At 58.0% G+C, this 25,277-nt stretch carries 20 protein-coding genes and 1 tRNA gene; 17 read left to right on the top strand and 4 right to left on the bottom strand.

Annotated elements, in window-relative coordinates:
* Positions 1-4 precede the first annotated feature (4 nt).
* Both ychF and ALQ04_RS13915 read left to right on the top strand, forming a co-directional pair.
* A complete protein-coding gene (gene ychF, locus ALQ04_RS13920; RefSeq protein WP_122316334.1) occupies positions 5-1,105 on the top strand; it encodes a redox-regulated ATPase YchF in 1,101 nt (366 codons plus the stop codon).
* Between the two features lie 230 nt (positions 1,106-1,335).
* Positions 1,336-2,568, top strand: coding sequence for an MFS transporter (locus tag ALQ04_RS13915; protein ID WP_122316407.1), 1,233 nt, complete (start codon positions 1,336-1,338; stop codon positions 2,566-2,568).
* On the opposite strand, the gene ALQ04_RS13910 is transcribed toward ALQ04_RS13915, so the two are convergent.
* Positions 2,565-2,798, bottom strand: a complete 234-nt coding sequence (locus ALQ04_RS13910; RefSeq protein ID WP_122316333.1) for a hypothetical protein — start codon at positions 2,796-2,798, stop codon at positions 2,565-2,567. The genes ALQ04_RS13915 and ALQ04_RS13910 overlap by 4 nt on opposite strands.
* A gap of 104 nt (positions 2,799-2,902) precedes the next feature.
* On the opposite strand from ALQ04_RS13910, the gene ALQ04_RS13905 reads away from it, so the two are divergent.
* The 4 genes from ALQ04_RS13905 (at position 2,903) to ttdB (ending at position 6,875) form a co-directional block, all read left to right on the top strand.
* A complete protein-coding gene (locus tag ALQ04_RS13905) occupies positions 2,903-3,676 on the top strand; it encodes a helix-turn-helix domain-containing protein (RefSeq protein ID WP_122316332.1) in 774 nt (257 codons plus the stop codon).
* A 251-nt stretch (positions 3,677-3,927) separates the two neighbouring features.
* A complete protein-coding gene (locus ALQ04_RS13900) occupies positions 3,928-5,310 on the top strand; it encodes a dicarboxylate/amino acid:cation symporter (RefSeq protein WP_122316331.1) in 1,383 nt (460 codons plus the stop codon).
* A gap of 60 nt (positions 5,311-5,370) precedes the next feature.
* Positions 5,371-6,270: a L(+)-tartrate dehydratase subunit alpha gene (gene ttdA, locus ALQ04_RS13895; protein WP_122316330.1), complete on the top strand. Its 900-nt coding sequence runs from the start codon at positions 5,371-5,373 to the stop codon at positions 6,268-6,270.
* A complete protein-coding gene (ttdB, locus tag ALQ04_RS13890) occupies positions 6,267-6,875 on the top strand; it encodes a L(+)-tartrate dehydratase subunit beta (RefSeq protein WP_122316329.1) in 609 nt (202 codons plus the stop codon). Before ttdA ends, ttdB begins: the two co-directional genes overlap by 4 nt.
* 33 nt (positions 6,876-6,908) lie before the next feature.
* On the opposite strand, the gene ALQ04_RS13885 is transcribed toward ttdB, so the two are convergent.
* Together ALQ04_RS13885 and ALQ04_RS13880 are read right to left on the bottom strand one after the other, a co-directional pair.
* Complete coding sequence (locus ALQ04_RS13885) at positions 6,909-7,346, bottom strand: YqaA family protein (protein WP_122316328.1); 438 nt, start codon at positions 7,344-7,346, stop codon at positions 6,909-6,911.
* Positions 7,347-7,386: 40 nt separating this feature from the next.
* A complete protein-coding gene (locus tag ALQ04_RS13880; RefSeq protein WP_122316327.1) occupies positions 7,387-8,574 on the bottom strand; it encodes a TDT family transporter in 1,188 nt (395 codons plus the stop codon).
* 103 nt (positions 8,575-8,677) lie between these two features.
* On the opposite strand from ALQ04_RS13880, the gene ALQ04_RS13875 reads away from it, so the two are divergent.
* From ALQ04_RS13875 to ALQ04_RS13850, 6 genes are all read left to right on the top strand, one after another.
* Entirely contained in the window at positions 8,678-9,589 is a 912-nt protein-coding gene (locus tag ALQ04_RS13875) for a LysR family transcriptional regulator (protein WP_122316326.1), read from the top strand.
* Positions 9,590-9,901: a hypothetical protein gene (locus ALQ04_RS13870; RefSeq protein WP_122316325.1), complete on the top strand. Its 312-nt coding sequence runs from the start codon at positions 9,590-9,592 to the stop codon at positions 9,899-9,901.
* A gap of 153 nt (positions 9,902-10,054) precedes the next feature.
* Complete coding sequence (gene rfbB, locus ALQ04_RS13865) at positions 10,055-11,131, top strand: dTDP-glucose 4,6-dehydratase (protein ID WP_122316324.1); 1,077 nt, start codon at positions 10,055-10,057, stop codon at positions 11,129-11,131.
* Positions 11,128-12,033, top strand: a complete 906-nt coding sequence (gene rfbD, locus ALQ04_RS13860; RefSeq protein WP_122316323.1) for a dTDP-4-dehydrorhamnose reductase — start codon at positions 11,128-11,130, stop codon at positions 12,031-12,033. The genes rfbB and rfbD overlap by 4 nt, the downstream gene beginning before the upstream one ends.
* A complete protein-coding gene (rfbA, locus tag ALQ04_RS13855; RefSeq protein WP_122316322.1) occupies positions 12,030-12,920 on the top strand; it encodes a glucose-1-phosphate thymidylyltransferase RfbA in 891 nt (296 codons plus the stop codon). Before rfbD ends, rfbA begins: the two co-directional genes overlap by 4 nt.
* 363 nt (positions 12,921-13,283) lie before the next feature.
* Positions 13,284-15,275: a bifunctional diguanylate cyclase/phosphodiesterase gene (locus ALQ04_RS13850; protein WP_122316321.1), complete on the top strand. Its 1,992-nt coding sequence runs from the start codon at positions 13,284-13,286 to the stop codon at positions 15,273-15,275.
* A 101-nt stretch (positions 15,276-15,376) separates the two neighbouring features.
* Here the strand turns inward: ALQ04_RS13850 and ALQ04_RS27690 are convergent, their stop codons facing one another.
* Positions 15,377-16,408: a methyl-accepting chemotaxis protein gene (locus tag ALQ04_RS27690; RefSeq protein WP_409077258.1), complete on the bottom strand. Its 1,032-nt coding sequence runs from the start codon at positions 16,406-16,408 to the stop codon at positions 15,377-15,379.
* Positions 16,409-18,085: 1,677 nt separating this feature from the next.
* Between ALQ04_RS27690 and ALQ04_RS13840 the strand changes: the two genes are divergently transcribed.
* The 5 genes from ALQ04_RS13840 to ALQ04_RS13820 all read left to right on the top strand — a co-directional run bounded on the left by ALQ04_RS13840 (position 18,086) and on the right by ALQ04_RS13820 (position 25,168).
* Positions 18,086-18,162: transfer RNA gene (locus tag ALQ04_RS13840), tRNA-Met, on the top strand.
* 194 nt (positions 18,163-18,356) lie between these two features.
* Positions 18,357-18,866: a sigma-70 family RNA polymerase sigma factor gene (locus ALQ04_RS13835; RefSeq protein ID WP_122316320.1), complete on the top strand. Its 510-nt coding sequence runs from the start codon at positions 18,357-18,359 to the stop codon at positions 18,864-18,866.
* A gap of 3 nt (positions 18,867-18,869) precedes the next feature.
* Positions 18,870-19,808: a FecR domain-containing protein gene (locus tag ALQ04_RS13830; protein WP_122316319.1), complete on the top strand. Its 939-nt coding sequence runs from the start codon at positions 18,870-18,872 to the stop codon at positions 19,806-19,808.
* A gap of 119 nt (positions 19,809-19,927) precedes the next feature.
* On the top strand, positions 19,928-22,354 hold the full coding sequence (locus tag ALQ04_RS13825) for a TonB-dependent siderophore receptor (protein WP_122316318.1): 2,427 nt from the start codon (positions 19,928-19,930) through the stop codon (positions 22,352-22,354).
* 432 nt (positions 22,355-22,786) lie between these two features.
* Entirely contained in the window at positions 22,787-25,168 is a 2,382-nt protein-coding gene (locus tag ALQ04_RS13820) for a TonB-dependent siderophore receptor (RefSeq protein WP_122316317.1), read from the top strand.
* Positions 25,169-25,277: the final 109 nt, after the last annotated feature.

Genomic DNA, 25,277 nt, shown 5'->3' with positions numbered 1-25,277 from the left:
CACCATGGGATTCAATTGCGGCATCGTCGGCCTGCCTAACGTCGGCAAGTCCACCCTGTTCAATGCCCTGACCAAATCCGGGATTGCGGCAGAGAACTTTCCCTTCTGCACCATCGAGCCGAACAGCGGCATCGTGGCCATGCCCGACCCGCGTCTGGCGGCTCTGGCAGCCATCGTAAACCCCAAGCGCATCCTGCCGACCACCATGGAATTCGTCGACATTGCCGGCCTGGTTGCCGGTGCCTCGAAAGGTGAAGGCCTGGGCAACAAGTTCCTGGCCAACATCCGCGAGACCGACGCCATCGCTCACGTGGTGCGCTGCTTTGAAGACGAGAACGTGATCCACGTTTCCAACAGTGTCGATCCCAAGCGCGACATCGAAATCATCGACCTGGAACTGATCTTCGCCGACCTCGACAGCTGCGAAAAACAGCTGCAGAAAGTCACCCGCAACGCCAAGGGCGGCGACAAGGAAGCCGTGACCCAGAAGGGCCTGCTCGAACAGCTCATCGCCCACTTCACCGAAGGCAAGCCGGCACGCAGCCTGATGAAGAACATGAGCACCGAGGAAAAAGCGGTCATTCGTGGCTTCCACCTGCTGACCACCAAGCCGGTCATGTACATCGCCAACGTTGCTGAAGACGGCTTCGAGAACAACCCGCTGCTGGACGTGGTCCGCGCCATCGCCGAAGAAGAAGGCGCGATGCTGGTACCGGTCTGCAACAAGATCGAAGCGGAAATCGCCGAGCTGGACGACGGCGAAGAAAAGGACATGTTCCTCGAAGCCCTGGGCCTTGAAGAACCAGGCCTGAACCGCGTAATCCGCGCAGGCTACGAAATGCTTCACCTGCAGACCTACTTCACCGCCGGTGTAGAAGAAGTCCGCGCCTGGACCGTCCGCGTCGGTGCCACTGCACCACAGGCCGCTGGCGTGATCCACACCGACTTCGAGAAAGGCTTCATCCGCGCCGAAGTCATCGCCTACGAAGACTTCATCCAGTTCAAAGGCGAAGCCGGTGCCAAGGAAGCAGGCAAATGGCGCCTGGAAGGCAAGGAATACATTGTCAAGGACGGCGACGTGATGCACTTCCGCTTCAACGTCTGACAGCAGCCGTGGCATTCCACGGAGCTTGATGCACACCAAAACCCCCGTATTCGCCTGGCGATACGGGGGTTTTGCGTTCAAGGGGCAATCATTACGTCAATGTCCGTATCAAGATAGTTCACGCCGGTATCACGTGAGACAGGCGGCAAGGAGCTGCATAACCTGTGCAGGCCATTGAATCGCGGTCGCCACGGATCGTGTATGTCTCACTCGCCAGCCGAACTCTGCCCATGACTATCAAGCCAGCCGCTCTCGATAACATCGCGCCGCCTCTCGCCGCCCAGGAACCCTCGGGCTTTCTTGTCCGCATCGTCGGTGCAGCTGCATTCGCCCATCTGCTAAATGACTTGATCCAGGCCGTCTTGCCTTCGATCTATCCCATGCTGAAAAGCAACTTCTCGCTCAGCTTCGCGCAGATTGGCTGGATTGCACTGGTCTACCAGATCACTGCGTCGTTGCTGCAACCCTGGATCGGCATGTACACCGACAAGCATCCGAAGCCTTATCTGCTGCCATCCGGGATGATTATCACGTTGCTGGGTATCGCCCTGCTCGCCTTTGCCAACAGTTATGAAATGCTGCTGATCGCCTCAGCGGTGGTTGGAGTAGGCTCTGCCACTTTCCATCCGGAAGCGTCGCGGGTGGCCAGGATGGCTTCGGGTGGGCGTTTCGGCACTGCGCAGTCGACGTTTCAGGTCGGCGGCAACACAGGCTCTGCCATTGGCCCGTTGCTGACGGCAGCGATTGTCATTCCTTACGGCCAGTCGGCAATCGCCTGGTTCATGCTGGTGGCAGGCCTGGCGGTGTGGGTGCTGTGCAGAATCACCGGCTGGACCATTCGTCATGGACAAACCCAGCTCAATGCCCTGAAACGCAATCAGGCTGCCGGCCTGAGTCGCAACAATATCATTCGGGCCATTCTGGTGATTGCACTGCTGATGTTTGCCAAGTTTGTCTACATTGCGGCATTCACCAACTACTTCACGTTCTATCTCATCGAGCGCTTCAGCCTGTCAGTCCAGCAGAGCCAGTTGTATCTGTTTGCATTTCTGGCGGCGGTTGCTCTGGGAACATTTGCCGGCGGGCCGGTGGGTGACAGGATCGGACGCAAGGCCGTGATCTGGGTATCGTTTCTCGGCGTCGCGCCTTTCGCGCTGATACTGCCCTACGCCAATCCGGTCTGGACTGTAGTGCTCGCAGTAACGATAGGCCTGATCATGTCCTCGGCCTTTGCCGCGTTGGTGGTATATGCCCAGGAGGCGGTACCCGGCCGCGTCGGCATGGTGTCCGGCATCATGTTCGGCCTGATGTTCGGGATCGGCGGCATCGGTGCTGCCGGCCTGGGTGAGCTGGCAGATATCCATGGCATCGTCTGGGTCTATAAACTCACTTCGTTCCTGCCGTTGCTGGGCGTGGTCACGGCCTTGCTGCCCGTGACCAAGGCGAAGCAACTGGCTGGCTAGTGGCTTGCGCGGTTTTCCAGTTGCACGCGCAGGCGATAGGACAGTTCCACAAGCGCAGAGAAATGCTGCTGCCGGGCCTGCGCGATCCTATGCATCAACTCGGTATGTTCGCTGTTCCTGGCACTGGCAGCCTTGCCTTCTGCTGCACTGATTTGAGTGAGCAGGTACTGGTATGCAGCGTCCACTCGCTGTAATTGTTCAATCAGAGGTTCGGCATTGAGTATGGGCATGATCGGGACTCAACCATCAGAGAGAAGATGCAACCCATGCTAGGGTGCAACGCAAATGCCGTCTCACTCGTTAAAGGCCATCGCTACCGCGAAAGAGGCACTCCATGATCACGCCGCTGGATGAGTTTCTGCTGGAGGAGGATGAATGGACCTGGGCCATTACCAGCAGCGCGACGGATTATCCTGACGGCTGGCTGATCCAGGCCCATACACACGGCAGGCATCAGTTGATTCATGCCATCGAAGGGGTAATGACGGTGCATGCCGGAGCCGTACGCTGGACGGTGCCGCCCAGTCGAGGCATCTGGATGCCGCAGGGCCAGACTCATGCGATTCGCTGTATCGGCCCGGTAAAGATGCGCAGTATCTTCGTGCAGCCGAACGACGCACTGAACCTCCCCGCACAAAGCAAGGCGATCAGTATTTCTCCGCTGTTAAGCGAGTTGATCAAGTCTTCCGTGGATATCGTGCCGCCTTATGGCGCAGATTCGCGGGAAGCACGAATCATGCGTCTTATCCTCGATGAGATCTGTGTGCTGCCGACCTTGCCGCTCAAATTGTCGCAGCCCAATGATCGACGGCTAAAAGTCATCTGCGCATCCCTGCAGGAAAATCCGGGGGATAACTCGACCATGGCTGACTGGGCGGCGCGACTGAAGATCGACGAAAAAACCATTCAGAGGCTGTTCCACAAACAGACCGGGATGACCTTCGGTCAGTGGCGTCAACAGGCTCGATTGCTGCTGGCGCTGGAGCGTATTGCCCAGGGCGAAAAGGTCATTGATGTCGCCGGACTGCTTGGTTATGACAGCCCAAGCGCTTTCGCCAGCATGTTCAAGAAGCAATTCGGTACGACGCCCAGTCGCTTTTTCAAGTAACCCCTGCAACGCCATCCCCTCCCCCCGATTGGAAGTTCGGCTCAACACTACTGCCAATAATTAACTGCAAGTTAACAATGAAGTGAATTTCATTGTATTACCGCACTTCAAAAAAACCATTACCTTTCCTTCCGTGTTTGACCCCACAAAACCTGGGCTATCCAGCCGTAACAACCCGGTTCTGTCTGCAGTACTCGATAGCCCAGTCGCCACCAAATAATCCGACTCATAAAAATAATGCGGAGAAGGCTATGGCCAAGCGATTCATAGGAAAGCTGTATGTGCAGGTTCTCATCGGCGTGGCCACGGGCATATTGCTCGGGGTGTTCTGGCCGCACATCGGCGTCGACCTGAAGCCTCTGGGCGATGCATTTATCAAACTGATCAAGATGGTTTTTGCGCCGATCATTTTCGCCACCGTGGTGCTTGGCATCGCCAGGATGGAGAACATGAAGGAGCTTGGCCGGGTCGGTTCCCGCGCGCTGATCTATTTCGAGGTTCTCTCAACCTTCGCCCTGGTACTGGGCCTGGTAGTGGTCAACTTCGTTCAGCCCGGCCAGGGCATGAACGTCGACCCCGCCACGCTGGATACCAAGAGCATCGCCAACTACACGGCTGCGGCGTCGAGCGGATCGGTGGGGTTCACCGGCTTCCTGCTGCAAGTCATTCCTGCCAGCGTGACGGACGCATTTGCCAAGAACGAGATCCTGCCGATCCTGCTGTTCTCGACCCTGTTCGGTATCGCCCTCGCCCACCTGGGTCCGCGCGGCAAACCGATGGTCGATGTGCTCGAAGCCTTCTCCCATGGCATGTTCCACATTGTCGGCATGATCATGCGCCTGGCACCGCTGGCCGCCTGTGGCGCGATGGCCTTTACCGTCGGCAAATACGGCCTGGGCTCGATAGTTTCGCTCGGCAAGCTGGTGGCAACCATGTACGTCACCTGCTTCCTGTTCGTGGTGTTCGTTCTCGGTTTCATTGCTCGCCTGTCCGGCTTCAGCCTGTGGAAATTCCTCAAATACCTCAAGGAAGAGCTGTTCACCGTACTGGGCACCAGTTCCTCGGAATCGGTCGTTCCGCAACTGATGACCAAGCTGGAAAAGGTCGGTGTTTCCAAACCCGTCGTGGGTCTGGTGATTCCTTCAGGACTGACCTTCAACCCTGACGGCCAGTGCATCTACTACACCATGGCGGCCATCTTCATTGCCCAGGCCACCAATACGCCGCTGACCCTGATGGACCAGTTGATTGTTCTGGGCGTACTGCTGCTGACCTCCAAGGGTTCGGCAGGCGTTACCGGCTCGGGCTTCATTACCCTGGCCGCCACCCTGGCTTCGATGGACAAGATTCCGGTGGCCGGCATGGTTCTGCTGCTGGGTGTCGACCGCTTCATGTCCGAAGCCCGCGCCATCACCAACACCATCGGTAATGCCGTCGGCACCATGGCAATCGCCAAATGGGTCGGTGCGCTGGATAGCACGCGCATGAATCAGGTGCTCGATGGTCGCCAGGACCCGGACCAGGAACCAGTCCAGGCCCCTGAAGCAGAGCAGCCTTCGGAACTGCATCTGGCAAAACAGTCTTCGCCCGCAACCCCACCCGTGAACCCCATAGCAACGGGCACCCGCGCATAACCGCATGCGCACCCTAAAAGCCCGTTCCATGAGCCTTGTGAAGCAGTAAGGAGAATAAAAATGGATAAAGAAGCAGCCGTGCTATCGCTCACCGACACGATGGCGAAATTTACCGCCTACATCGGCAAGCGCCTGCCAAAGGACGTAAAAGAAAAAACCGCCAAGTTACGTGCCGCCGAAACCAATCCACTGGCCATCGCGGTCTACGATTCGATGGCCGAGAACCAGGAATACGCCGACAAGCTCGACCGCCCGAGCTGCCAGGACACCGGAGTCATTCAGTACTTCATCGCTGCCGGCGCCAGCTTCCCGTTGCTCGGCGAGCTGGAAGGCATCATGCAGAACGCCACTCTGGAAGCCACGATCAAGGGCCCGCTGCGCCACAACGCGGTGGAAACCTTCGACGAGAAGAACACCGGCACCAACACTGGCTCGAAAATCCCGTGGCTGGACTGGGAAATCATCCCGAATGCCGATTATGCAATCGTCGACGTGTACATGGCCGGTGGCGGTTGCACGCTGCCGGGTTCGGCCAAGGTGCTGATGCCGGGCCAGGGCTACGAAGGCGTGACTGAGTTCGTCTTTGATGTGATCACCTCGCGCGGTATCAATGCCTGCCCGCCGTTGCTGGTCGGCGTCGGTGTTTCCACTTCGGTTGAGACCGCTGCACGTCTGTCCAAGCGCGCCATCCTGCGCCCGGTCGACTCCAGCCATCCCAACGAGAACGCCGCGTTGATGGAAAAGCTCCTCGAAGACGGCCTCAACGAAATTGGCATCGGTCCACAAGGCCTGACCGGCAATAGCAGCGTCATGGGCGTCAACATCGAGTCCTCGGCGCGTCACCCTTCAACCATTGGCGTCGCCGTTTCCACCGGCTGCTGGGCCCATCGTCGCGGCAAGATCCGTATCAATGCCGACCTCTCTTACGACATTCTTTCTCATGAAGGAGTAGTACTGTGAAAAAGATCCTCAGCACCCCGATCAAGGATGAAGATCTGGCTGACCTGAATGTCGGCGACGTGATTTACCTGACTGGCCAACTGGTGACCTGCCGGGATGTGGCGCACCGTCGGTTGATCGAACTTGGCCGCGAGCTGCCGGTAGACCTGCGTGGCGGCGCGATCTTTCATGCCGGTCCCATCGTGCGCAAGAAGGATGACGGCAGCTTCGAGATGGTTTCCATCGGTCCGACCACCAGCATGCGCATGGAAAAATTCGAGAAGAAGTTCATCGAGGAAACCGGCGTCAAACTGATCGTCGGCAAGGGCGGCATGGGGCCGGAAACCACTACCGGTTGCCTGGAAAACATGGCGGTACACGCCGTATTTCCTGGCGGCTGTGCAGTGCTTGCCGCCACTCAGGTCGAGGAGATCGAACGCGCCGAATGGCAGGACCTCGGCATGCCTGAAACACTCTGGGTAAACCGGGTTCGGGAGTTTGGCCCGTTGATCATTTCGATTGATACCAAGGGCAACAATCTGTTCGAGCAGAACAAGGCCCGCTTCAACGAACGCAAGGTTTCGGTCATCGAGAAGATCAACAGCCAGGTCCGCTTTATCAAGTAATCCGGCTGAGTGACCATGGCAGAAAAGCCGTGGTCACCCGCCTTGCAGAACAAATACCGTCAACACCAGATAGCGCCCCCCTTTGGCCAGGGTGACGATCAGAATGAAACGCCAGAGTGGCTCACGCATGACGCCCGCAACCAGGGTTAGCGGATCGCCAATGATTGGCACCCAACTGAGCAGCAATGACCAGTGACCGTAACGGGCATAGGATTGCCGGGCTTTTTCGAGTTTGCTTTCGCTGACCGGAAACCAGCGTTTGTGGCGAAAACGCTCGATACTGCGCCCCAACAGCCAGTTCACCACCGATCCCAGAACGTTACCGAGCGTCGCCACCAGCAGCAGTACAACCGGCAGGTACTTGCCGGACAGCAGCATGGCGACGAGTACGGCTTCCGATTGCATCGGCAGCAAGGTTGCAGCGCCCATGGCCGCGAGAAAAAGGCCAATGTAGCTCGTCAGTTCAAACACCCGGCAAACGCCTCCATCATTCAATACGGCCAGGCCGGATTCAGCTTTTCTGTGCAGTACATGCACCGACGACCTTGTTCAGCGAAGCGATGCAGGGCGATACGAACAGGTTGCCGCGATAGGCACCAGCCAGGGTTCGGGAAGCGACTATCCACCACATCACCGCAAGCAACACAACCAGCGCCACGCCCAGCACATCGAAAAACCACAGGTGCAATATCGCGCCGAGCTTCAACGTGGTGACAGCATACACACCCAACGGGAAGATAAAGCCCCACCAGCCCAGATTGAACGGCACGCCGGCCTTGAAGTAACGCACGGTGATCAACAGCGCGAGCGCCATCCACCACAAACCCAGCCCCCAGAAAAGAATGCCGACAATCAGGCCGATGCCTTCAGCCACAGCACCAATGCCCGCCAGACCCTGAGCGGCAAAGATTGCCGGGGCGTCGCTGCCCAGTACCAGCATGCCAAGGGCGCCGGTGCCAATCGGGCCCAGCGACAGCCAGCTCGAGGCAGCCATGCTTTCATGAGGCAACTTGTGCAGTGCCATGCGCAACAGCAGGATCACCAGAATGCTCAAGGCCACCGGCACCGAATACGCCCACAGCACATAGCTGGTGATCAGCATGCCGAACTGTGCGCCGTTATCAGCCAGGTGTGGCGCAAGCAGTGCACCACTGGCCGCAGCGACTTCGGCAGCCACTACCGGCAACAGCCACACCGCGGTCATCTGATCAATGCTGTGTTGCTGGCGGGTAAACATCATGAAGGGAATCAGCACCCCACAGGCCAGCGCCATCGCCACGTCGATCCACCATAAGGCCTCGGCCAGCGCAATCACCGAAATGCCCCAGCGCGGCAGCCCGTACATAAGCAGCCCGTTGATGATCGTGGCCAGCCCCATGGGAATCGTGCCGAAGAACATTGAAACCGTGGAGTGGCCGAAAACCTGTTTGGCCTCATCGAAAAACAGTATCCAGCGACTCGCGTACATCACGCTGAAGAGCACGAACAAACCGATATTGAACAACCACAGGAGCTCGCCCAGGCCCTTGAGCCAAGGCGCAGAGAACGGCAGTTGTCCCAGCGCCAGAGCCAGCACGCCGGTGCCCATGGTCGCCGCGAACCAGTTAGGTGTGAATTGCCGGATGACTTCACGGGGTGCCGAAAGAGCCGCCAGTGGACGGGCATATCCCATGATCGCTGCGGGCCTGGTTTCGCTCATGTGCATATTCCTGCTGGATGACATGGGCGAAGTCTAGAGAAAGCAAAATAGTTATAAAAATGGGTAATATAGGTTTTAATTACCTATTTTTCAGGTAGATAAAGTGAAGCTGAGTCTTCGTCAATTGCAAATCTTCTGCGCCATTGCCCAACATGGCGGCACGACCAGCGCGGCACTGGCGGTATCGCTCTCGCAATCGGCTACCAGCGCAGCGCTGAACGAACTGGAAAGCGCTCTGGAAACACGCCTGTTCGATCGGGTAGGCAAGCGTCTGGTGCTGAACGACAACGGCCATGCCCTGCTGCCTCAGGCCAGAAAAATGCTCGAAAGCGCCCAACAGATCGAAGCCGGTTTCCTGGCCGGTAATGCGGATATGAAAACCCGCCTGCGGGTGGGTTGCAGCACTACCATCGGCAATTATGTGCTGCCGCTGATCCTTGGAGAGTTACAACAGTCGGCGCCTCTATTGCGGGTCGATGTCGCGATGGGCAACAGCATGGCCATTGCCAGGAAAGTCGCTGACTTTGAAATCGACATGGGGCTGATCGAAGGTCCGTGCCACTTGCCCGAACTCAGTGCCGAGCCCTGGCTGGTGGATGAACTGTTGATCGTCGCCGGCCGCCAGCATCCACTGGCGCAACAACCGGATGTCAGCCTGAGCGATCTGCAAGGCGCCGAATGGCTGCTGCGCGAGCCGGGCTCGGGTACCCGGGAAGTGGTCGAACAATTGCTGCTGCGGCATTTGCATGGTCTGTCCGATATCCGCCAGATCGGCAGCTCCGAAGCCATCAAGCACACGCTGGCGCAAGGCATCGGTATCAGTTGCCTGTCGCGCTGGGTGGTTGCCGACCTGCTGGCGTCACGGCAATTAAAGGCTCTGGACGCGGGCCTGCCGTCCTTTACCCGACGTTTTTTCCTGATCCGCCATCGCGACAAATTCATCTCGACCAGGCTTGAGCGTTTCTGGAGTGGTTGCAGCCAGTTTGAAAAAAATCGTTTGCCGGGAGTGATATAGATGCAGCCACTGAGCGCCCGCGAGGTCTATCAGCAATTGCGAGACGCAGCCCAGGGCATTCGCCTGCTACGTCTCGAACAATCACTCGCATCAGGTTTGTTACGTATCACTGTCGATGACTGGTGCCTGACCCTCGATTTCAGCGAGAACCATCTGCAGCATTGCCAGCATTATCTGAGCCCCGAAGGCCGGGAATGGAGCCTGGATACTCAACGCTACGGCACTGATCCGATCAGCCTGCTGAGCACCTGGGAACTGGCGCAGATCGAGCGATTGCTGAGCAAAGCCTACGATGGCGATTTTTCCATGTAAAATACCGCCTTGTACTATCGTCAGGTCAGCTTGTCCCTTACAGTCGCGACCTCCGAAAGCTCGCGCACTCAATGAACGGCAAGGTATCAGGACGGCCCCATCAAAATGGCAGAGCCTCGTGAAGTCTTGTAAGAACCCAAGGTAAAAACTCTCGTGAAGATTTTAGTAACAGGTGGTGCAGGCTTCATCGGCTCGGCGGTCATTCGCCACATCATCGCCAACACGACCGATGCCGTGGTCAACGTCGACAAGCTGACCTATGCAGGCAATCTCGAATCCCTGCAAGCGGTGGACAACAGCGAGCGTTACGCTTTCGAGCATGTGGACATCTGCAACCGCGAACAGCTTGACCGGGTATTTCGCGAGCATCAGCCCGATGCCGTGATGCACCTGGCGGCCGAGTCGCATGTCGACCGCTCGATCAGCGGACCTTCCGAGTTCATCCAGACCAACATCATCGGCACCTACACGCTGCTGGAAGCCGCGCGCGGCTACTGGAACGGGCTGGACGATACGCGCAAGGCTGCATTCCGCTTCCATCACATTTCCACCGATGAAGTGTATGGCGACCTCGAGGGGCCGGAAGACCTGTTCACCGAAACCACGCCTTATCAGCCAAGCTCGCCGTACTCGGCCAGTAAAGCCAGCTCCGACCATCTGGTCCGCGCCTGGACTCGCACCTATGGTTTGCCGACTCTGGTCACCAACTGCTCGAACAACTACGGGCCATGCCATTTCCCCGAGAAGCTGATCCCGCTGATCATTCTCAATGCCCTGGAAGGCAAGCCACTGCCGATCTACGGCAAGGGCAATCAGGTCCGTGACTGGCTGTACGTGGAAGATCACGCCCGCGCCCTGTACAAGGTCGTGACCGAAGGCGAGATCGGCGAGACGTACAATATCGGCGGTCACAACGAGAAGCAGAACATCGAAGTGGTGCATACCGTCTGCGCCCTGCTCGACCAGCTTCGTCCCGATTCGGCGTTCCGTCCGCATGCGGATCTGATCACTTATGTTCAGGACCGTCCCGGACATGATCTACGCTATGCAATCGACGCCAGCAAGATTCAGCGTGAGCTGGGCTGGACACCCGAGGAAAGTTTCGAGTCCGGTATCCGCAAGACCGTGCAGTGGTACCTCGACAACCCGGAATGGGTCGCTCATGTGAAAAGCGGTAGTTATCAACAATGGATCGATAAAAACTACGCCACGCGCACCGGAACAGTATGAAAATTCTTCTGCTTGGGAAAAACGGTCAGGTTGGATGGGAGTTGCAGCGCTCGCTTGCCGTGCTTGGCGAAGTCATAGCGCTGGACAGGCATACCGCGCAGACCGCTTATGGCGAGCTGTCAGGCGACCTGAGCAACCCGGACGGCTTGCGGGAAGCGATTGCTCGTGTCCAGCCTCAGGTCATCGTCAATGCTGCCGCCTATACCGCCGTCGACAAGGCTGAGACAGAACGTGACGCAGCCCGTCAGATAAATGCCCTGGCCAGCCAGGTCATGGCCGAAGAGGCCTGCCGGCTCGACGCCCTGCTGGTTCACTATTCGACCGACTATGTGTTCGATGGCACAGGCACAAGCGCCTGGAAAGAAACCGATGCGGTTTCGCCGGTCAACCATTACGGCGCAACCAAGCTCGAAGGCGAGCAACTGATTAGCGCCTCGGGCTGCAAGCACCTGATCTTTCGTACCAGTTGGGTGTACGCCGCACGCGGCAACAACTTTGCCAAGACCATGCTGCGCCTCGCCAGGGAGCGCACGACGCTCAATGTGATTGCCGATCAGCTCGGCGCCCCAACAAGCGCCGAGCTGCTGGCGGATGTCACGGCTGCGACTCTGCAACAGGTCCTCACTCGCCCGGAACTCAGCGGGATCTATCATCTGGTGCCGACAGGCGAAGTGTCATGGCACGCCTACGCGCAATATGTCATCGACTTTGCCCGGGCCAATGGTGAGCGACTGGCAGTAGAAACCGTCACCCCAATCGGAACAGTCGATTACCCGACTCCTGCGCAACGGCCTCTGAACTCGCGTCTGAACACAGAAAAACTGCGTAAGGCCTTTTCCCTGCACTTGCCGGATTGGCAAAGTGGTGTAACCCGAATGCTCATGGAAACCCTGAACAAATGATCACGACCAATCGTAAAGGCATCATCCTGGCTGGTGGCTCGGGCACTCGCCTGCATCCGTTGACCCTCGGCGTGTCCAAACAAATGCTGCCGATCTACGACAAGCCGATGATTTTCTACCCGCTGTCGGTATTGATGCTGGCAGGGATGCGCGAAATCCTGATTATTTCCACGCCTGACGATCTGCCCTCGTTCCGCAAACTGCTGGGCGACGGCAGCCAATACGGCATCGAACTCAGCTATGCAGAACAGCCAAGCCCGGATGGCCTGGCCCAGGCCTTTCTGATCGGTGAAGAGTTCATTGGCAAGGACCCATGCTGCCTGATCCTTGGCGATAACATTTTCTACGGCCAGCACTTCTCGGAAAAACTGCACGCCGCCACCCAGCAAAGCAGCGGTGCAACGGTATTCGGCTACCACGTCTCCGATCCAGAGCGTTTTGGCGTAGTGGAGTTCGACGAAAGCGGTCGGGCATTGAGCATCGAAGAAAAACCGGCCAATCCGAAATCCAGCTATGCCGTCACCGGCCTGTATTTCTACGATAACCAGGTGGTCGATATCGCCCGCAACATCAAGCCTTCCGAGCGTGGCGAACTGGAAATCACCGATGTGAACAGCGCCTATCTGGAGCAGAAAAACCTGACGGTGGAAATCCTGGGCCGTGGTTTTGCGTGGCTGGATACCGGGACTCATGAGTCCCTACTGGAAGCCAGCCACTTCGTGCACACCATCGAGCAGCGCCAGGGCTGGAAAGTGGCCTGTCTTGAAGAGATCGCCTACACCAACGGCTGGATCACGGCTCAGCAATTGAGTGAGCAGGCTGAAAAACTGAAAAAGACCGGCTACGGGCAATACCTGCAAAAACTGTTGGACATGGGCTCTTTCTAAACGCCCGCAAGACAGTTGCTCGCGTCTGCCTTTAGCTACTTGCAGTAGCTAAAGGCTTCCCTTCTGCACCTATCCCCTCTCCAGACCCGCCAGCAAACAGCGTCCCGGACCTTGCCGATGACTGATTGCTCAAGCTCTTCCCTCACGCGGCCGATAACGGCTTGACCATGTGCTCGCAGGATTGTCACAGCGATCTCGATAGTGATTGCATTTAGCCATCATTTGGATCAAAGATGCATTCAGCCCCAGAGCCTTGTAGCGCATCTGGCCAGGCTCACCACAGGAATGCAGTCTGCTTCTCTACCCCATGGATCTCACCTTACAAACGGACGCCCATAGAAAGTACCTGTCGGGAAAGACAAGATGAACAAGGCCCATCTGAAGGCTGAGCTTCTGCAATACACGTTAGGCAGCAACCTTGCAGGTCTGTGGGCTCAACTGGTCGCCGCAATCGGTGTAGTGCTGCTGGTCCAGACCTCGGAAACCGAAACGGAGTGGAGCTGGGTCTGGCTGGCCGTCACGGTGCTCACGCTGAGCATTCGCTGGGCCTTGCATCGTTACCTGATCAAAGACGTCTATACGCCCAAGGGTCAGTCGATCGAATGGCTTGAGCGAGCCTGGCAGCTTCAAGGCGCCGGGTTGTTCGCCACCGGTCTGCTGTGGGCGATTCTGATCCTGAGCGAATTCAACACCTATCCACCGGCCCAGCAGTACCTGATCATCATGGTGGTGTCGGCCATGGCCGGCGGTGCCAGCGGAATTCTCGCGCCGATGCGCATCATGGGCCCGGTGTATTTCGGCCTGATGATGCTGCCTGCGTGCTTCCAACTGGCCGTGCAGACCCCGTCGCAGTGGATTCTCAGCGTCATTGGCGTAGTGTTTTACTGCCTGATGATCGCCGGCCATCGCAACAACTATGCGCGGCTACGCAAATCCATCGAGTTGCAGAACGAAAACCTGGACCTGGTCGAACAACTGACCCTGCGCACCAGGGAAGTCCTTGCGACCAACGCCGAGCTTGAAGAGCGCGTCGCTGATCGGACCCGCTCCCTGCACATCCTGGCCCATCACGACTCACTTACCGATCTGCCGAATCGGCGTGGCCTGATGTACGAACTAAGCCCGCTGGAAAATGCTGCGCCGCAATTGCGCGCCGTCCTGTTTCTCGACCTCGACCACTTCAAGCAAATCAACGACGGGCTGGGCCACGCCTGCGGTGACGAAATTCTGCAGGGCGTTGCCAGACGCTTGCAGTCCTTGCTGCCCGACAACTCCTCCATTGCTCGCTGGGGCGGCGACGAGTTCATTGTCGTGACCCCACCATTGCTCGATATTCGCAGCCAGGCGTGGCAACTGGCGGAAACCCTTGGGGAAGCGCTGATCAAGAACTTTGAAGTCGACTCGGCCTCACTGCGCATCGGCGTGAGCATCGGCATTGCCATACAGGGTGACGATGGTGAAAACATCGAAGACCTGCTTCAGGCCGCCGACCTGGCCTCGGCCGAAGCCAAGCGTCAGGGCCGTGGCCGTATCGTGTTTTTCGATCAGGAACTGGCCCGGATCCAGCGCCGCAAGCTCGACATCAATATTGCCCTGCGCCATGCCGTGCATGATGAAAGCCTGTCGCTGGTCTTCCAGCCGTTGATCTCCGCAAAAACCGGCGAGGTGATGTGCATCGAAGCCTTGCTGCGCTGGAATCCGCCTTCGCTGGGCGCTGTCGGCCCACAGGAATTCATTCCGATCGCCGAGGAGTCGGACCTGATCGTCGAGCTGGGCGCCTGGGTATTGCAGAAAGCCTGCAGAGCGGCTGCCACCTGGGAGAAGACCGCGACGCAACTGCCTTCGGTGGCCGTCAACGTATCCATACGCCAGTTGGTAACGCCCGGCTTCACCCGCTTTGTCGCCCGGACTCTCGCCATTGAGCATCTGTCGCCTGCCCGGCTGATCGTGGAAGTCACCGAGTCGGTGTTCGACGAAGCCTGGAAGGATCGCATTCTCGAGTCGCTGCATCACCTGAGACAATTGGGCGTGCATATCCACATCGACGACTTCGGCACTGGCTATTCATCGCTTTCCAGATTGCGCGAGCTGCCTATCGACGGCATCAAGATCGACCGCTCGTTCGTCGCCCAACTGGATGACCGGGCTCTGGCCGTGGTGGAAAGCGCAGTACTCATCGCCCAACGCTTTTCCCTGAAAATCGTCGCAGAAGGCATCGAAACCCATGCCCAGGCGCAATGCCTGCATGCCATGGGCGTGGACGAATTCCAGGGTTATCTGCTGGGCAAACCGCAATCCGGTGTGCAACTGCAAAGCGTGACGCCAACCTGGATCAAGGCACCTGTAGCGGTCTGAGGTTCCTGTGCGGCGTAAAACAGCGAGCCCATAATGCAAAACACCTCAACCGCCGAACCGACGATTGAGGTGTGATTGGGCAAGGCTGTTGCCGAGACCGATTACCCCAACTGGAAGCGCGCCGTATTGTCGTTCAAGGCACGGCTGCCCTTGCTCAGGGTGTCAGCCGCCTGATTGACGGCACGGGCACCATCGAGCAAACGACCTGCCGCCTGATCGACCTGCTGGATATTGTTGCTGACTTCATCAGCGGTCGTGGCCTGCTCTTCGACGGCGGTGGAAATCTGCACCAGGGTATCGGTCACGCCTTGCACGGCACTGGCAATTTCACCCAGTCGCACACCCAGGCCAGTTACCGATTGAGCATCGTTGACCGCCTGCCCGCACGCGGCTTCCATCAGGTTTACCGCCTGGGTCACAGTGGAGCGCAAGCTGTCCACGGTGCCGGCGATTTCCGCAGTCGACGCCTGGGTACGTTGCGAGAGACTGCGCACTTCATCGGCAACCACCGCAAAACCACGCCCCTGCTCACCCGCCCGCGCAGCTTCAATGGCCGCGTTGAGCGCCAGCAGGTTAGTCTGTTCGGCAATGCCACGAATCGCGTCGACGACTGACTGAATCTGCTGGCCCTGTTCGCTGACTCGTCCCAGAGCCGCAGCCGTATCGGTCAGGCGCTGATTGAGCTGCTGGATGCTGTCGGTGGTGCGGCGACTATCGCGACTGCTTTCTTCAGCGATCTTGCGTGTCTGACGCGCACTGTCGGAAGCCTGTTCGCAGCTTCTGGCCACGCCTTGGGAAGTCGCGGCCAGCTCAGTGGCCGCCGCAGCGATCTGACTGATCTGATACTGCTGCTCTTCGACCTCGCTGAGCGTACCGTTGGACTGGTTATTGAGCGTCAGCACTGCATCGCCCAGTTGCCGGGTTTCGTGATTGACGCCCAACAGGCTGGTGCGCAGTTGGACCACCGCAACGTTCAGCGCCTTGCTGATCGCTGCCAGTTCATCACGCCCCTCAACCGACACCTCAACGCACAGGTTGCCGTCACGCAGCGACTCGGCGAGCGTGGTAATGCCGCTGGCACTGCGGCGGATGGAAGACTGCAGGCAGACGAACAGATAGAGCGCAACCAGCATCAACACACCGAAGGTCACCGCCAGCGGGATGAACTGCATGTTGGAGGTGTCGCGATAATATTCCAGCCGATCGTTGAGCGAGTTCAACGACTGCTTGCGCAACTGCGCCAGACCGCCCAGCAACGCATCGATGCTGCGCTCGAACTCTTCGGGCTTGAGCTTGATGGTGCCACCAAAAACGCCCTCGTCGAGCACTTTCAGTTCGCTGTCCATCATCGCCGAAGTCGCCTTGTACTTGACGGCCCAGGGCTCCAGCTCAGGAGGCAGCTTGGACAACAGCAGGTTACCCGCCTTGTGCATCTGGTCCTTGGCATCATCGATACGGCTGCGCAGGTCACGCATCTGCAAACGACTTTGCAGACTGAACTGCCCTGAAGCCACGGATGTTTGACCGATACTGGCCATCCGGCCAATACGCTCGATCAAATCCGGCATCTGCTGCGTGGAGAGCTGCATCAGCATGTAGGTTTCAAGCCATGGATCGAGAATCAAACCGCTGTCCATCGCGATTTGCTCACGCAGCGCCTGGGTCAGGCTCAAGGATGCGGTAAAACGATCATAGCCATCCGGCCACCAGCCGACGGTACGCAACGAAGCTGAGTCCAGGCCCTTCACGGACGCCTGCAATGCCCTGTAACGCTCCATGGCATCGGCTGAGGCACCTTCCTGTGTCAGTTTGGCGCCCACAGCCTCAAGCGCCTGAGTGATTTTCGGAATATTGGCATCGAGCTTCGCAATGGCAGCTTTCGCAGCCGGTGTCGGCTCACGAAGAATATCGGCGGCCTTCCAGCGGGCAGCGTTGTCACGTTGTGCCGACAACTCGACGTCGAGGTCATCAAGCACCAACAACTGACGCACACCCGACTGCTCGCCCGTAATGACCGCAAGCTTGTTCCGGTAATCCTGAGCAATCATCCATACGCTGCCCAGCAGCGGCAGCATGAACAACAGGAACAGGACCTGAAACTTGCGTGCGAAACCAAAATGCCCCATCAGGCGAATACCTGGCGATAGAAGCCCACTCATGTCCGACATCCCCCATGGACCGCCTGCAAGAACGGGTAATCCCGTGCAGGTGCCATTCTTAAAAAGCCAAGTAGCAAAATGCCATGTTATTGATTTAATGACGACAGGCATCGCATCTCGTTCATCCGAAAAGCGAAATCGCCTGTTTTTCCGGGAGCCCGAAAAGGCTCTGGTTCAGTGCATTGGCTGAAACAAAGCAAGATCTGGACCGACGCGGGCTTTATTGCCGTCAAACGCAGCAAATTGCGCAGTGAAGCAATCGAATGCATGCAAAGTGAACCGCCTTCGTGGACAACCCTGGGCCAACAGTTCCCTTTCAGGAAAAACTCGCATCGATAAACCGACAGAAACGCCTTTCAGCATTCGGAAACCCGAACACCAGCCGCTCACGGAACAGCACCTCGAAAGGTCTGGAAAATGAAGTATTCAAAGATGTCACTGGAGGAAACATTCGATGGGAATGTCAGGAGACGAATTCAGACTGCATGAAAGCCGGTGAAGGGAGTCGACAAGGCAAGCCATCGCCTCCTGCAAAGCCCCCGAAAACCCGGCGCTTGCAGCCGATCCGAGCTAACCGATTGATCAAACGTAATTATTTTTCACATCGACGCTTGACACATAGTCGTTCTGCGCGAATAATGCGCGCCACTTGGCTACATAGCTCAGTTGGTTAGAGCATAGCATTCATAATGCTGGGGTCCGGGGTTCAAGTCCCTGTGTAGCCACCAAGTTGAACAAGAAGCCCGCCTCGTGCGGGCTTTCTTGTTTTTGGCATTTCTCGTCTTGCCATATCGCCATCCTTCAGCGACCACGTTTGGTCGCCAAAACCGCCCCCTCTCCTACAAAAACCTCACCCTTGCAAAATCATCCTGCAGGCACGAAAATGAGATTCATTATCATATAAGTCTTTTCAGGTTGAGCCATGTCTTCCGTCGACCGCCTGCATCAACAGACCGTGCACGCTCTTTATGCCGATCATCACCACTGGCTCTGTGGCTGGTTACGCAAACGCCTGGGCTGTGTCGATCACGCGGCGGACATGGCTCAGGATACGTTCATTCGGGTGCTGACCCAGCGCAAGGCACCTGAGCTACGGGAGCCGCGTGCTTATCTGAGCACCATCGCCCGCAGCCTGATGATCGATATGTTCCGGCGCAGGACTCTGGAGCAGGCTTATCTGGAAACCCTGGCGGCCCGGCCCGAAACGCTGGATATCTCGCCGGAAACGCGCTTTCTGATCATTGAGACATTGCTGGAAATCGACCGGGTACTGGATGGGTTGGGCGCTCGCACCCGGCAGATCTTCCTGATGTCGCAGCTGGATGGCTTGAGCTATGTCGAGATTGGCCGGCAATTGCAGGTTTCGGTCAATACGGTCAAGAAGCACGCTGTACGAGCGTTGATGCATTGCCTGTTGGCAACCGAGGAGTAAGACGTGGCGCTGAATCATGCGACTCTCGAAGCCGCCGCACGCTGGTATGTCGACTTGCGTTGCGAAGACTCCAATGAAGTCACCCGGGAAGCGCACCGGCGCTGGCTCGAAGGTGCGCCCGATCATCGTCAGGCTTGGGAACGGGTCATCCAGTTACAGGAACGCCTTGAGCGGATTGGTCCAGGTATAGCTCGCCCAACGCTGAACAGCGCACGGATCAAGCGCCGCGAGGTGCTCAAGGTACTGTCGCTATTGCTCGCTACCAGCGGTGCTGGCGCCCTGGCCTGGCGCACTACTTCATTGCCGTCGCTGGTGGCCGACCAGCGCACCTCCACCGGTGAAAGCAGGAGCCTGCACCTGGAGGATGGCAGCGTGGTCAAACTCAATACGGCCACAGCGATGAACGTTCGCTACAGCCCAAGCCTTCGCGAGCTGCAATTGCTCAGTGGGGAAATCCTTGTCGAAACCGCTCGCGATGCCCAGGCTCGGCCCTTTGTGGTGCACACTCGCGAAGGCAGTCTTCGCGCCCTGGGCACACGCTTTATCGTGCGCAGCGAAGAGGATCGCACGCGGGTCTGTGTGCTCGAACATGCTGTCGAAGTACGCACGGCAGCCACGACGCCAACGGTGCGGGTAGAGGCTGGCCAGCAGCTGTTGTTCAGTCGGAACGAGGTCGGCAGCCTGCAACCCGCCAGCCCGAACGCCGATGCCTGGACCCGTGGAATGCTGGTGGTCAACAACTGGCGCCTGGACGATCTGATCCTTGAGCTCCAGCGCTACCGTCCCGGTCATCTGGGTTGCGATCCCGCAGTCGCAGCGCTACGTATCTCGGGGGCCTTTCACCTGAACAATATCGATAGCGTTCTGGATAACCTGTCCGTCACCCTGCCCGTACGCACTCGCCAATTCAGTCGCTATTGGACCCGAGTGGAACCGGCCTGAATGCGCACCCAGAAATAAATCCCGCCCAGGGGTTGTTGATTCAAATTTTCATTCGACTTGGTAGATAGAGGCGCATCAAACGCCACCTACTCTACTGCCATTGGGCGAAAGGAAACGGTATGTCCGCACACAAGCCAACGACTCAACGACCCCCTTCACTGACCCGCATAGTGCGCCGGACGTTGCTTGGCATGGCACTGGGCGCACCGCTGACCGCGATAATGGTTGCTGCGCCAGCCTGGGCACAGAGCGCATCGAGCCAGTTCGATATTCCGGCAGGCTCGGTCAATACCGCACTGGCCCAGTTTGCAGCCACGACGGGGATCAATATTTCCTTCGACCCGACCTTGGCGCAAGGGCAGCGATCCGCTGGTTTGCATGGCGTGTATACAGTGGACTCGGGCTTGCGCCAACTGCTGGCCGGCAGCAAGTTGCAAGCGGTATTGCTGGGCAATGGCAGCTATTCGCTGATCGCCGTGGGCGACGCGGCGCTGCAACTGGACCCCACCAGCATCACTGGCAAATCGGCCGAGTCGGCGGCGGGTCCCGTGGAGGGTTACGTGGCTACGCGCAGCAGTGCAGGCACCAAGACTGACACACCGATCATTGAGGTCCCGCAGTCAATCTCGGTAATCACTCGCCAGCAGATGCAAGCACAGGGCGCACAGACTGTCACCGACGCATTGCGCTACGTGCCCGGCGTCAAGGTGGAAGCCTATGGCCTGGACCCCAAGGGTTTTGACTGGTTGTACATCCGCGGCTTCAATGGCCAGGCCAGTAGTGACTATCTCAACGGCCTGCGCCAGCAAGACAATAGCTATGCGTTTTTCCGTAGCGAACCGTACTCCCTGGACCGCGTAGACGTGGTCCGTGGCCCGGCATCCAGCCTGTTCGGTCAGGGAGATGCGGGAGGCATAGTCAACCGTGTCAGCAAAAAGCCCGAAGCCAATCACCTCAACGAAGTGCAGTTCACCGGCGGTAACCATGATCGCCTGCAAGGCCAGTTCGATATCGGCGGTGAGCTGACTGACGATCAAAGCCTGCTCTACCGCGTGGTCGGCTTGGCACGTGAAGCCGATACCCAAGTGGATTACGCTGACGGCCACGCCCTGAAAGACGACCGCCTGTATATCGCGCCGTCCTTCACCTGGGCGCCGGACGAAGATACACGCCTGACGGTGCTCACCGACTTCATGCGTGATTCAAACGGTGGTTCGCTGTTCGCCTACAGCACACCGAATGGCCACACCACCAACACGTTGATGGGCGACCACAGTTTCAACCGCCTGGACCAGGAGCAATACAGCCTGGGCTACGAGTTCAGCCATCGGCTGGACGACACCTGGGAGTTCCGCCAGAACGCCCGGTACGGGCAGGTCGACGTGATCTTCCAGAACCTGCTGCCCACCGCCGTCAACACTGCTACCGGCAACGTGACAAGAATCGCCGACCGTTTCGACCAGCACATGAACACGTTCAACCTGGACAACCAGTTGCAGGCCGACTTCAGTACCGGACCGATAAGCCACACGCTTTTGATGGGCGTCGACTACACCCACCAGGACACCGATATCACACGCTGGCGCACACAAGCGCCGAGTATGAATATCTACGCCCCGCAGTACGGCATGACTATCGCCCGCCCCAATGCCGCCAACAGCATCAACCCGGTTGATTACGACCAGACCATCGAACAGGTCGGCGCTTATGTTCAAGACCAGATCAAGTTCGACGACCATTGGATTTTCACCGCTGGCGGTCGCTATGACTATGTACGCAACGACCTGGACAACCACGTCGGCACCTCCTCCAACCAGAAAGACAATGCCTTCACCGGCCGCCTGGGACTGACCTATCTCACCGAGTTTGGCCTGGCGCCTTATGTCAGCTACGCCGAATCGTTCACTCCCAACACCGGCACCGATCGCAACGGCAGCGCCTTCGACCCGAGCATGGCGCATCAGTGGGAAGTGGGTGTGAAATACCAGCCTACCGATGCAATCCTGATGACTCTCGCGGCCTACGACCTGACCAAGACCAATGTGCTGACCACTGAAATCGTAGGCGGCGTGAACACCGGCTTTACCGTTGCGTCGGGCGAACAGCAGTCACGAGGCATCGAAGCCGAGGTCAAGGCCCGGCTGGATCAGAACTGGGATCTGATTGCCTCCTATACCTATACCAACGCCGAAATCACCAAGAGCAATCGTGGCGACGAGGGCAATCGCCCGGCCAACGTACCCAAGCACATGGCGTCCGCCTGGTTGAACTACACCTTCAGGGATAGCGCGCTCAACGGTCTGAGCCTGGGCGGTGGCGCCCGCTACACCGGCGTGCTGTATGGCGACAACGAAAACACCTACCACATCGATAACTACACGCTATTCGATGCGGGCGCGAGCTACCCGATCAACAAGCACGTGACCGTTTCGGTCAATGCGCAAAACCTGTTGGACACCGAATACGTGGCGACCTGCGATGACTCTTATGAGTGCTACCCAGGGATGCGGCGCACGTTGCTGACCAGCGTTAAATATTCATGGTGATCAGAGGGCTTCTGGCCGTCCGCTGCCTGGCGCAGATACGAATCCATTACGCTGTCAGTGCCAACTGAGTACATAGCCCGCCTCGTGCGGGCTTCCTGATTTTGGCTTCAGGCCTTTATCGCATTGCACTACCTCACCGCTGGTCGGATAAAGCCAAGGCTCTAGCCCGGACCTCTCCATATGTCATCAGACATCATGCAAGCGTTTCGACCAGACAGGCCGGGGTGATCGGGCCATTAAGAAGCCAGTACGGTCGACGCCCACATGCTCAAGAACCGTAAGCAAAGCGTGATTGCAAATCGTTTGTATTTACATCGATGTGAAAAAATTGTTAAATCCGCGCCTTCAACGTTGCCCTTTGCCACGTCGAGCGACCATCGCTACGCCCTCTGCAAAGCCGATCTGTCTTCATGCCCCTCTAGGAATCACGAGATGCTTCGTCCCTTTATACCCACGTTGACCGGTGCCCTGGCACTTGGTCTGTCAGCCGTTGCCATCGCAGCGCCTGTCAGCCTGAATCTGCCATCCCAGCCCCTGTCGTCTTCCCTGACCCAACTGGGCCAGGCCAGTGGCATGCAAGTGAGCTTCGATGCCCAGTCGGTCGCGGGTAAACAGGCGCCAGCCGTGCGCGGTAATCTGGAGCCGGCGCAAGCGCTGAATCAGTTGCTGGCGGGCAGCGGCCTCAAGGCCACGGTGCAGGGCAACTCTGCTCAGGTATTCCAGCAGCCAGCCGAAGGCCCGGTATCGCTGGGCAACGTGAATATCAATGCCGATGCAGGCCTTGCCGGAGTTGCGACCACCGAAGGCACCACGTCTTACACCACCGGCTCGATGAGTACGGCGACCAAGTTGCCGTTGTCGATCCGCGAAACGCCGCAATCGGTCAGTGTCATCACGCGCCAGCGCATGGATGACAAGGGCATGAGCGACGTCAACGACGTCGTCAAATACGCACCGGGCGTAACCCTGCGCAAGTTCGGTCAGGACCGCCAGCAGTTCCTGGCACGCGGCTTCACCATCGACAACCTGATGTACGACGGTCTGCCGAGCAGCCTGGGGACTTTCACTCAGGACACTATTTCCGAAGCGGACCTGGCCATCTATGACCGTGTTGAAGTCGTACGTGGCGCTACCGGCCTGATGACCGGTGCCGGCAACCCCTCGGCAACGCTGAACATGGTGCGCAAGCGCCCAACCGCAACGCCGCAGGTCAGCATCACTACCAGCGCGGGCAGTTGGGACCGTTATCGCACTGAAGTCGATGCCTCCAACAAGCTCAACGAATCGGGCACGGTCCGTGGCCGTGCAGTGGCGGCGTATGAAGACAACAAGAGCTTTGTCGACGAGCGCAACAAACAGCGCCAGACCTTTTACGGAATTCTGGAAACGGATCTGAGCGATGCAACCACCTGGAGCATCGGTGCTTCCAAGCAACGTGACGATGCAACTTCCGACTGGGGCAGCCTGCCGTCCGGTCCCAACGGGGAAAACCTGCATCTGTCGCGCTCGACCTTCCTGAGTAACGACTGGGCTTACTGGGATCGGGACAATGTCAGTGTATTCACCGATCTGACTCACCGTTTCGACAACGGCTGGAGCGCCAAGCTGGCGGCCGCCAAAATCTGGGCCGAGTCCAATTCGTTTTCCAGCTACCTGAACTACGGCGGCAGCACAGGTTTTACTCAGTCTTCCGGCCAATATGACACCACGGATGATCAGACCAACGTCGACGGTTCTCTCTCCGGTCCGTTCCAGCTGTTCGGACGTGAGCATGAGCTGACTATCGGCGCGAGCCGTCGTGAGGAAAAATTCGATCAGGTCGGTGGCTGGTGGTCGGCCTCCCCGTCAGTGGATATCTATAACTTCAGTCACAGCGTTATCGCCAAGCCTTCGCTGGCTGACCGCAACGCCTACCAGAACAGGTATACCGCAACTGAAGAAGCTTTCTATGCAGTCGCCCGTTTCAACCCGATCGATCCACTGCACGTGATCATCGGCAGCCGCCTGAGCTGGTACGACTACGATGATCGCAGCACCGACAACGATTATAAGGTCACTCAGGAAGTCACTCCGTATGCGGGCGTCATCTATGACCTGAACGATACCTACTCGGTCTACGCCAGCTACACCGAGATCTTCAAGCCACAGAACAACAATGATGCCTCTGGTTCGGTGGTGGAGCCGATGACGGGCAAGAGCTATGAAATCGGCCTGAAAGGCGAGTATTTCGACGGTGCGCTGAACGCCTCCGTAGCGCTGTTCGACATGACTCAGGAGAACCGTGCCTACGAACTGGCGGACCAGTCGACCTCATGCCCAACCTTCTCGTCCAGCCAGCTCTGCTACGGCTCGGCCGGTGAAGTCCGCAGCCGCGGTATCGACACCGAAATCAGTGGTGCGCTGACGCCGAACTGGCAGTTCTCCGCAGCCTATACCTATGTGCTGAGCCAGTACGTCAAGGATGCAATCGAACGCAACGAAGGCCGCTTGTTCGCACCTGAACAACCCAAGCACCTGTTCAAGGCCGCCACCAGCTACAACCTGGACGGCGATCTGAGCAAATGGCGCGTCGGTGCAGACGTGCTTGCCCAGAGCGAAACCTTCAACCGCGTCGGCAGCGGCTACGCAACACAGAATGCCTACTCGGTGGTCGGCCTGATGGCGGGCTACAAGCTCGATGAGCACTGGGATGGCCGCGTCAACTTCAACAACGTGTTCGACACCAAGTACTGGCAGGGCATTCCGACCGGTACCGGTAGTGGTGTCTACGGCGACCCGCGCAACCTGATGTTCTCGCTGAAGTGGACACTCTGATAGCAGAGATACACTGATCCACTCCTGAAAACCGGTGCCAGAGCTTCTGGCACCGGTTTTTTCATTCAGGCCTGAGCGCATCGACTGGAACAACTTTGAAACATGTTGC

The organism is Pseudomonas cichorii (assembly GCF_003700275.1).
GTDB classification, from domain to species: Bacteria; Pseudomonadota; Gammaproteobacteria; order Pseudomonadales; family Pseudomonadaceae; genus Aquipseudomonas; species Aquipseudomonas cichorii_B.
The sequence above is the reverse complement of the archived record's forward strand: the minus strand, read 5'-3'. Positions and strand labels throughout refer to the sequence as shown.

What these genes read in the sequence shown, in the direction of transcription:
- ALQ04_RS13835 (WP_122316320.1), top strand. Translation starts at nt 18,357, where the DNA reads ATGTCTTCCGTCGACCGCCTGCATCAACAGACCGTGCACGCTCTTTAT.
- ALQ04_RS13915 (WP_122316407.1), top strand. Translation starts at nt 1,336, where the DNA reads ATGACTATCAAGCCAGCCGCTCTCGATAACATCGCGCCGCCTCTCGCC.
- ALQ04_RS27690 (WP_409077258.1), bottom strand. Translation starts at nt 16,408, where the DNA reads ATGCTGGTTGCGCTCTATCTGTTCGTCTGCCTGCAGTCTTCCATCCGC.
- ALQ04_RS13905 (WP_122316332.1), top strand. Translation starts at nt 2,903, where the DNA reads ATGATCACGCCGCTGGATGAGTTTCTGCTGGAGGAGGATGAATGGACC.
- rfbD (WP_122316323.1), top strand. Translation starts at nt 11,128, where the DNA reads ATGAAAATTCTTCTGCTTGGGAAAAACGGTCAGGTTGGATGGGAGTTG.
- rfbA (WP_122316322.1), top strand. Translation starts at nt 12,030, where the DNA reads ATGATCACGACCAATCGTAAAGGCATCATCCTGGCTGGTGGCTCGGGC.
- ALQ04_RS13870 (WP_122316325.1), top strand. Translation starts at nt 9,590, where the DNA reads ATGCAGCCACTGAGCGCCCGCGAGGTCTATCAGCAATTGCGAGACGCA.
- ALQ04_RS13880 (WP_122316327.1), bottom strand. Translation starts at nt 8,574, where the DNA reads ATGAGCGAAACCAGGCCCGCAGCGATCATGGGATATGCCCGTCCACTG.
- ALQ04_RS13825 (WP_122316318.1), top strand. Translation starts at nt 19,928, where the DNA reads ATGTCCGCACACAAGCCAACGACTCAACGACCCCCTTCACTGACCCGC.
- ttdA (WP_122316330.1), top strand. Translation starts at nt 5,371, where the DNA reads ATGGATAAAGAAGCAGCCGTGCTATCGCTCACCGACACGATGGCGAAA.
- ALQ04_RS13910 (WP_122316333.1), bottom strand. Translation starts at nt 2,798, where the DNA reads ATGCCCATACTCAATGCCGAACCTCTGATTGAACAATTACAGCGAGTG.
- ALQ04_RS13900 (WP_122316331.1), top strand. Translation starts at nt 3,928, where the DNA reads ATGGCCAAGCGATTCATAGGAAAGCTGTATGTGCAGGTTCTCATCGGC.
- ALQ04_RS13820 (WP_122316317.1), top strand. Translation starts at nt 22,787, where the DNA reads ATGCTTCGTCCCTTTATACCCACGTTGACCGGTGCCCTGGCACTTGGT.
- ychF (WP_122316334.1), top strand. Translation starts at nt 5, where the DNA reads ATGGGATTCAATTGCGGCATCGTCGGCCTGCCTAACGTCGGCAAGTCC.
- ALQ04_RS13850 (WP_122316321.1), top strand. Translation starts at nt 13,284, where the DNA reads ATGAACAAGGCCCATCTGAAGGCTGAGCTTCTGCAATACACGTTAGGC.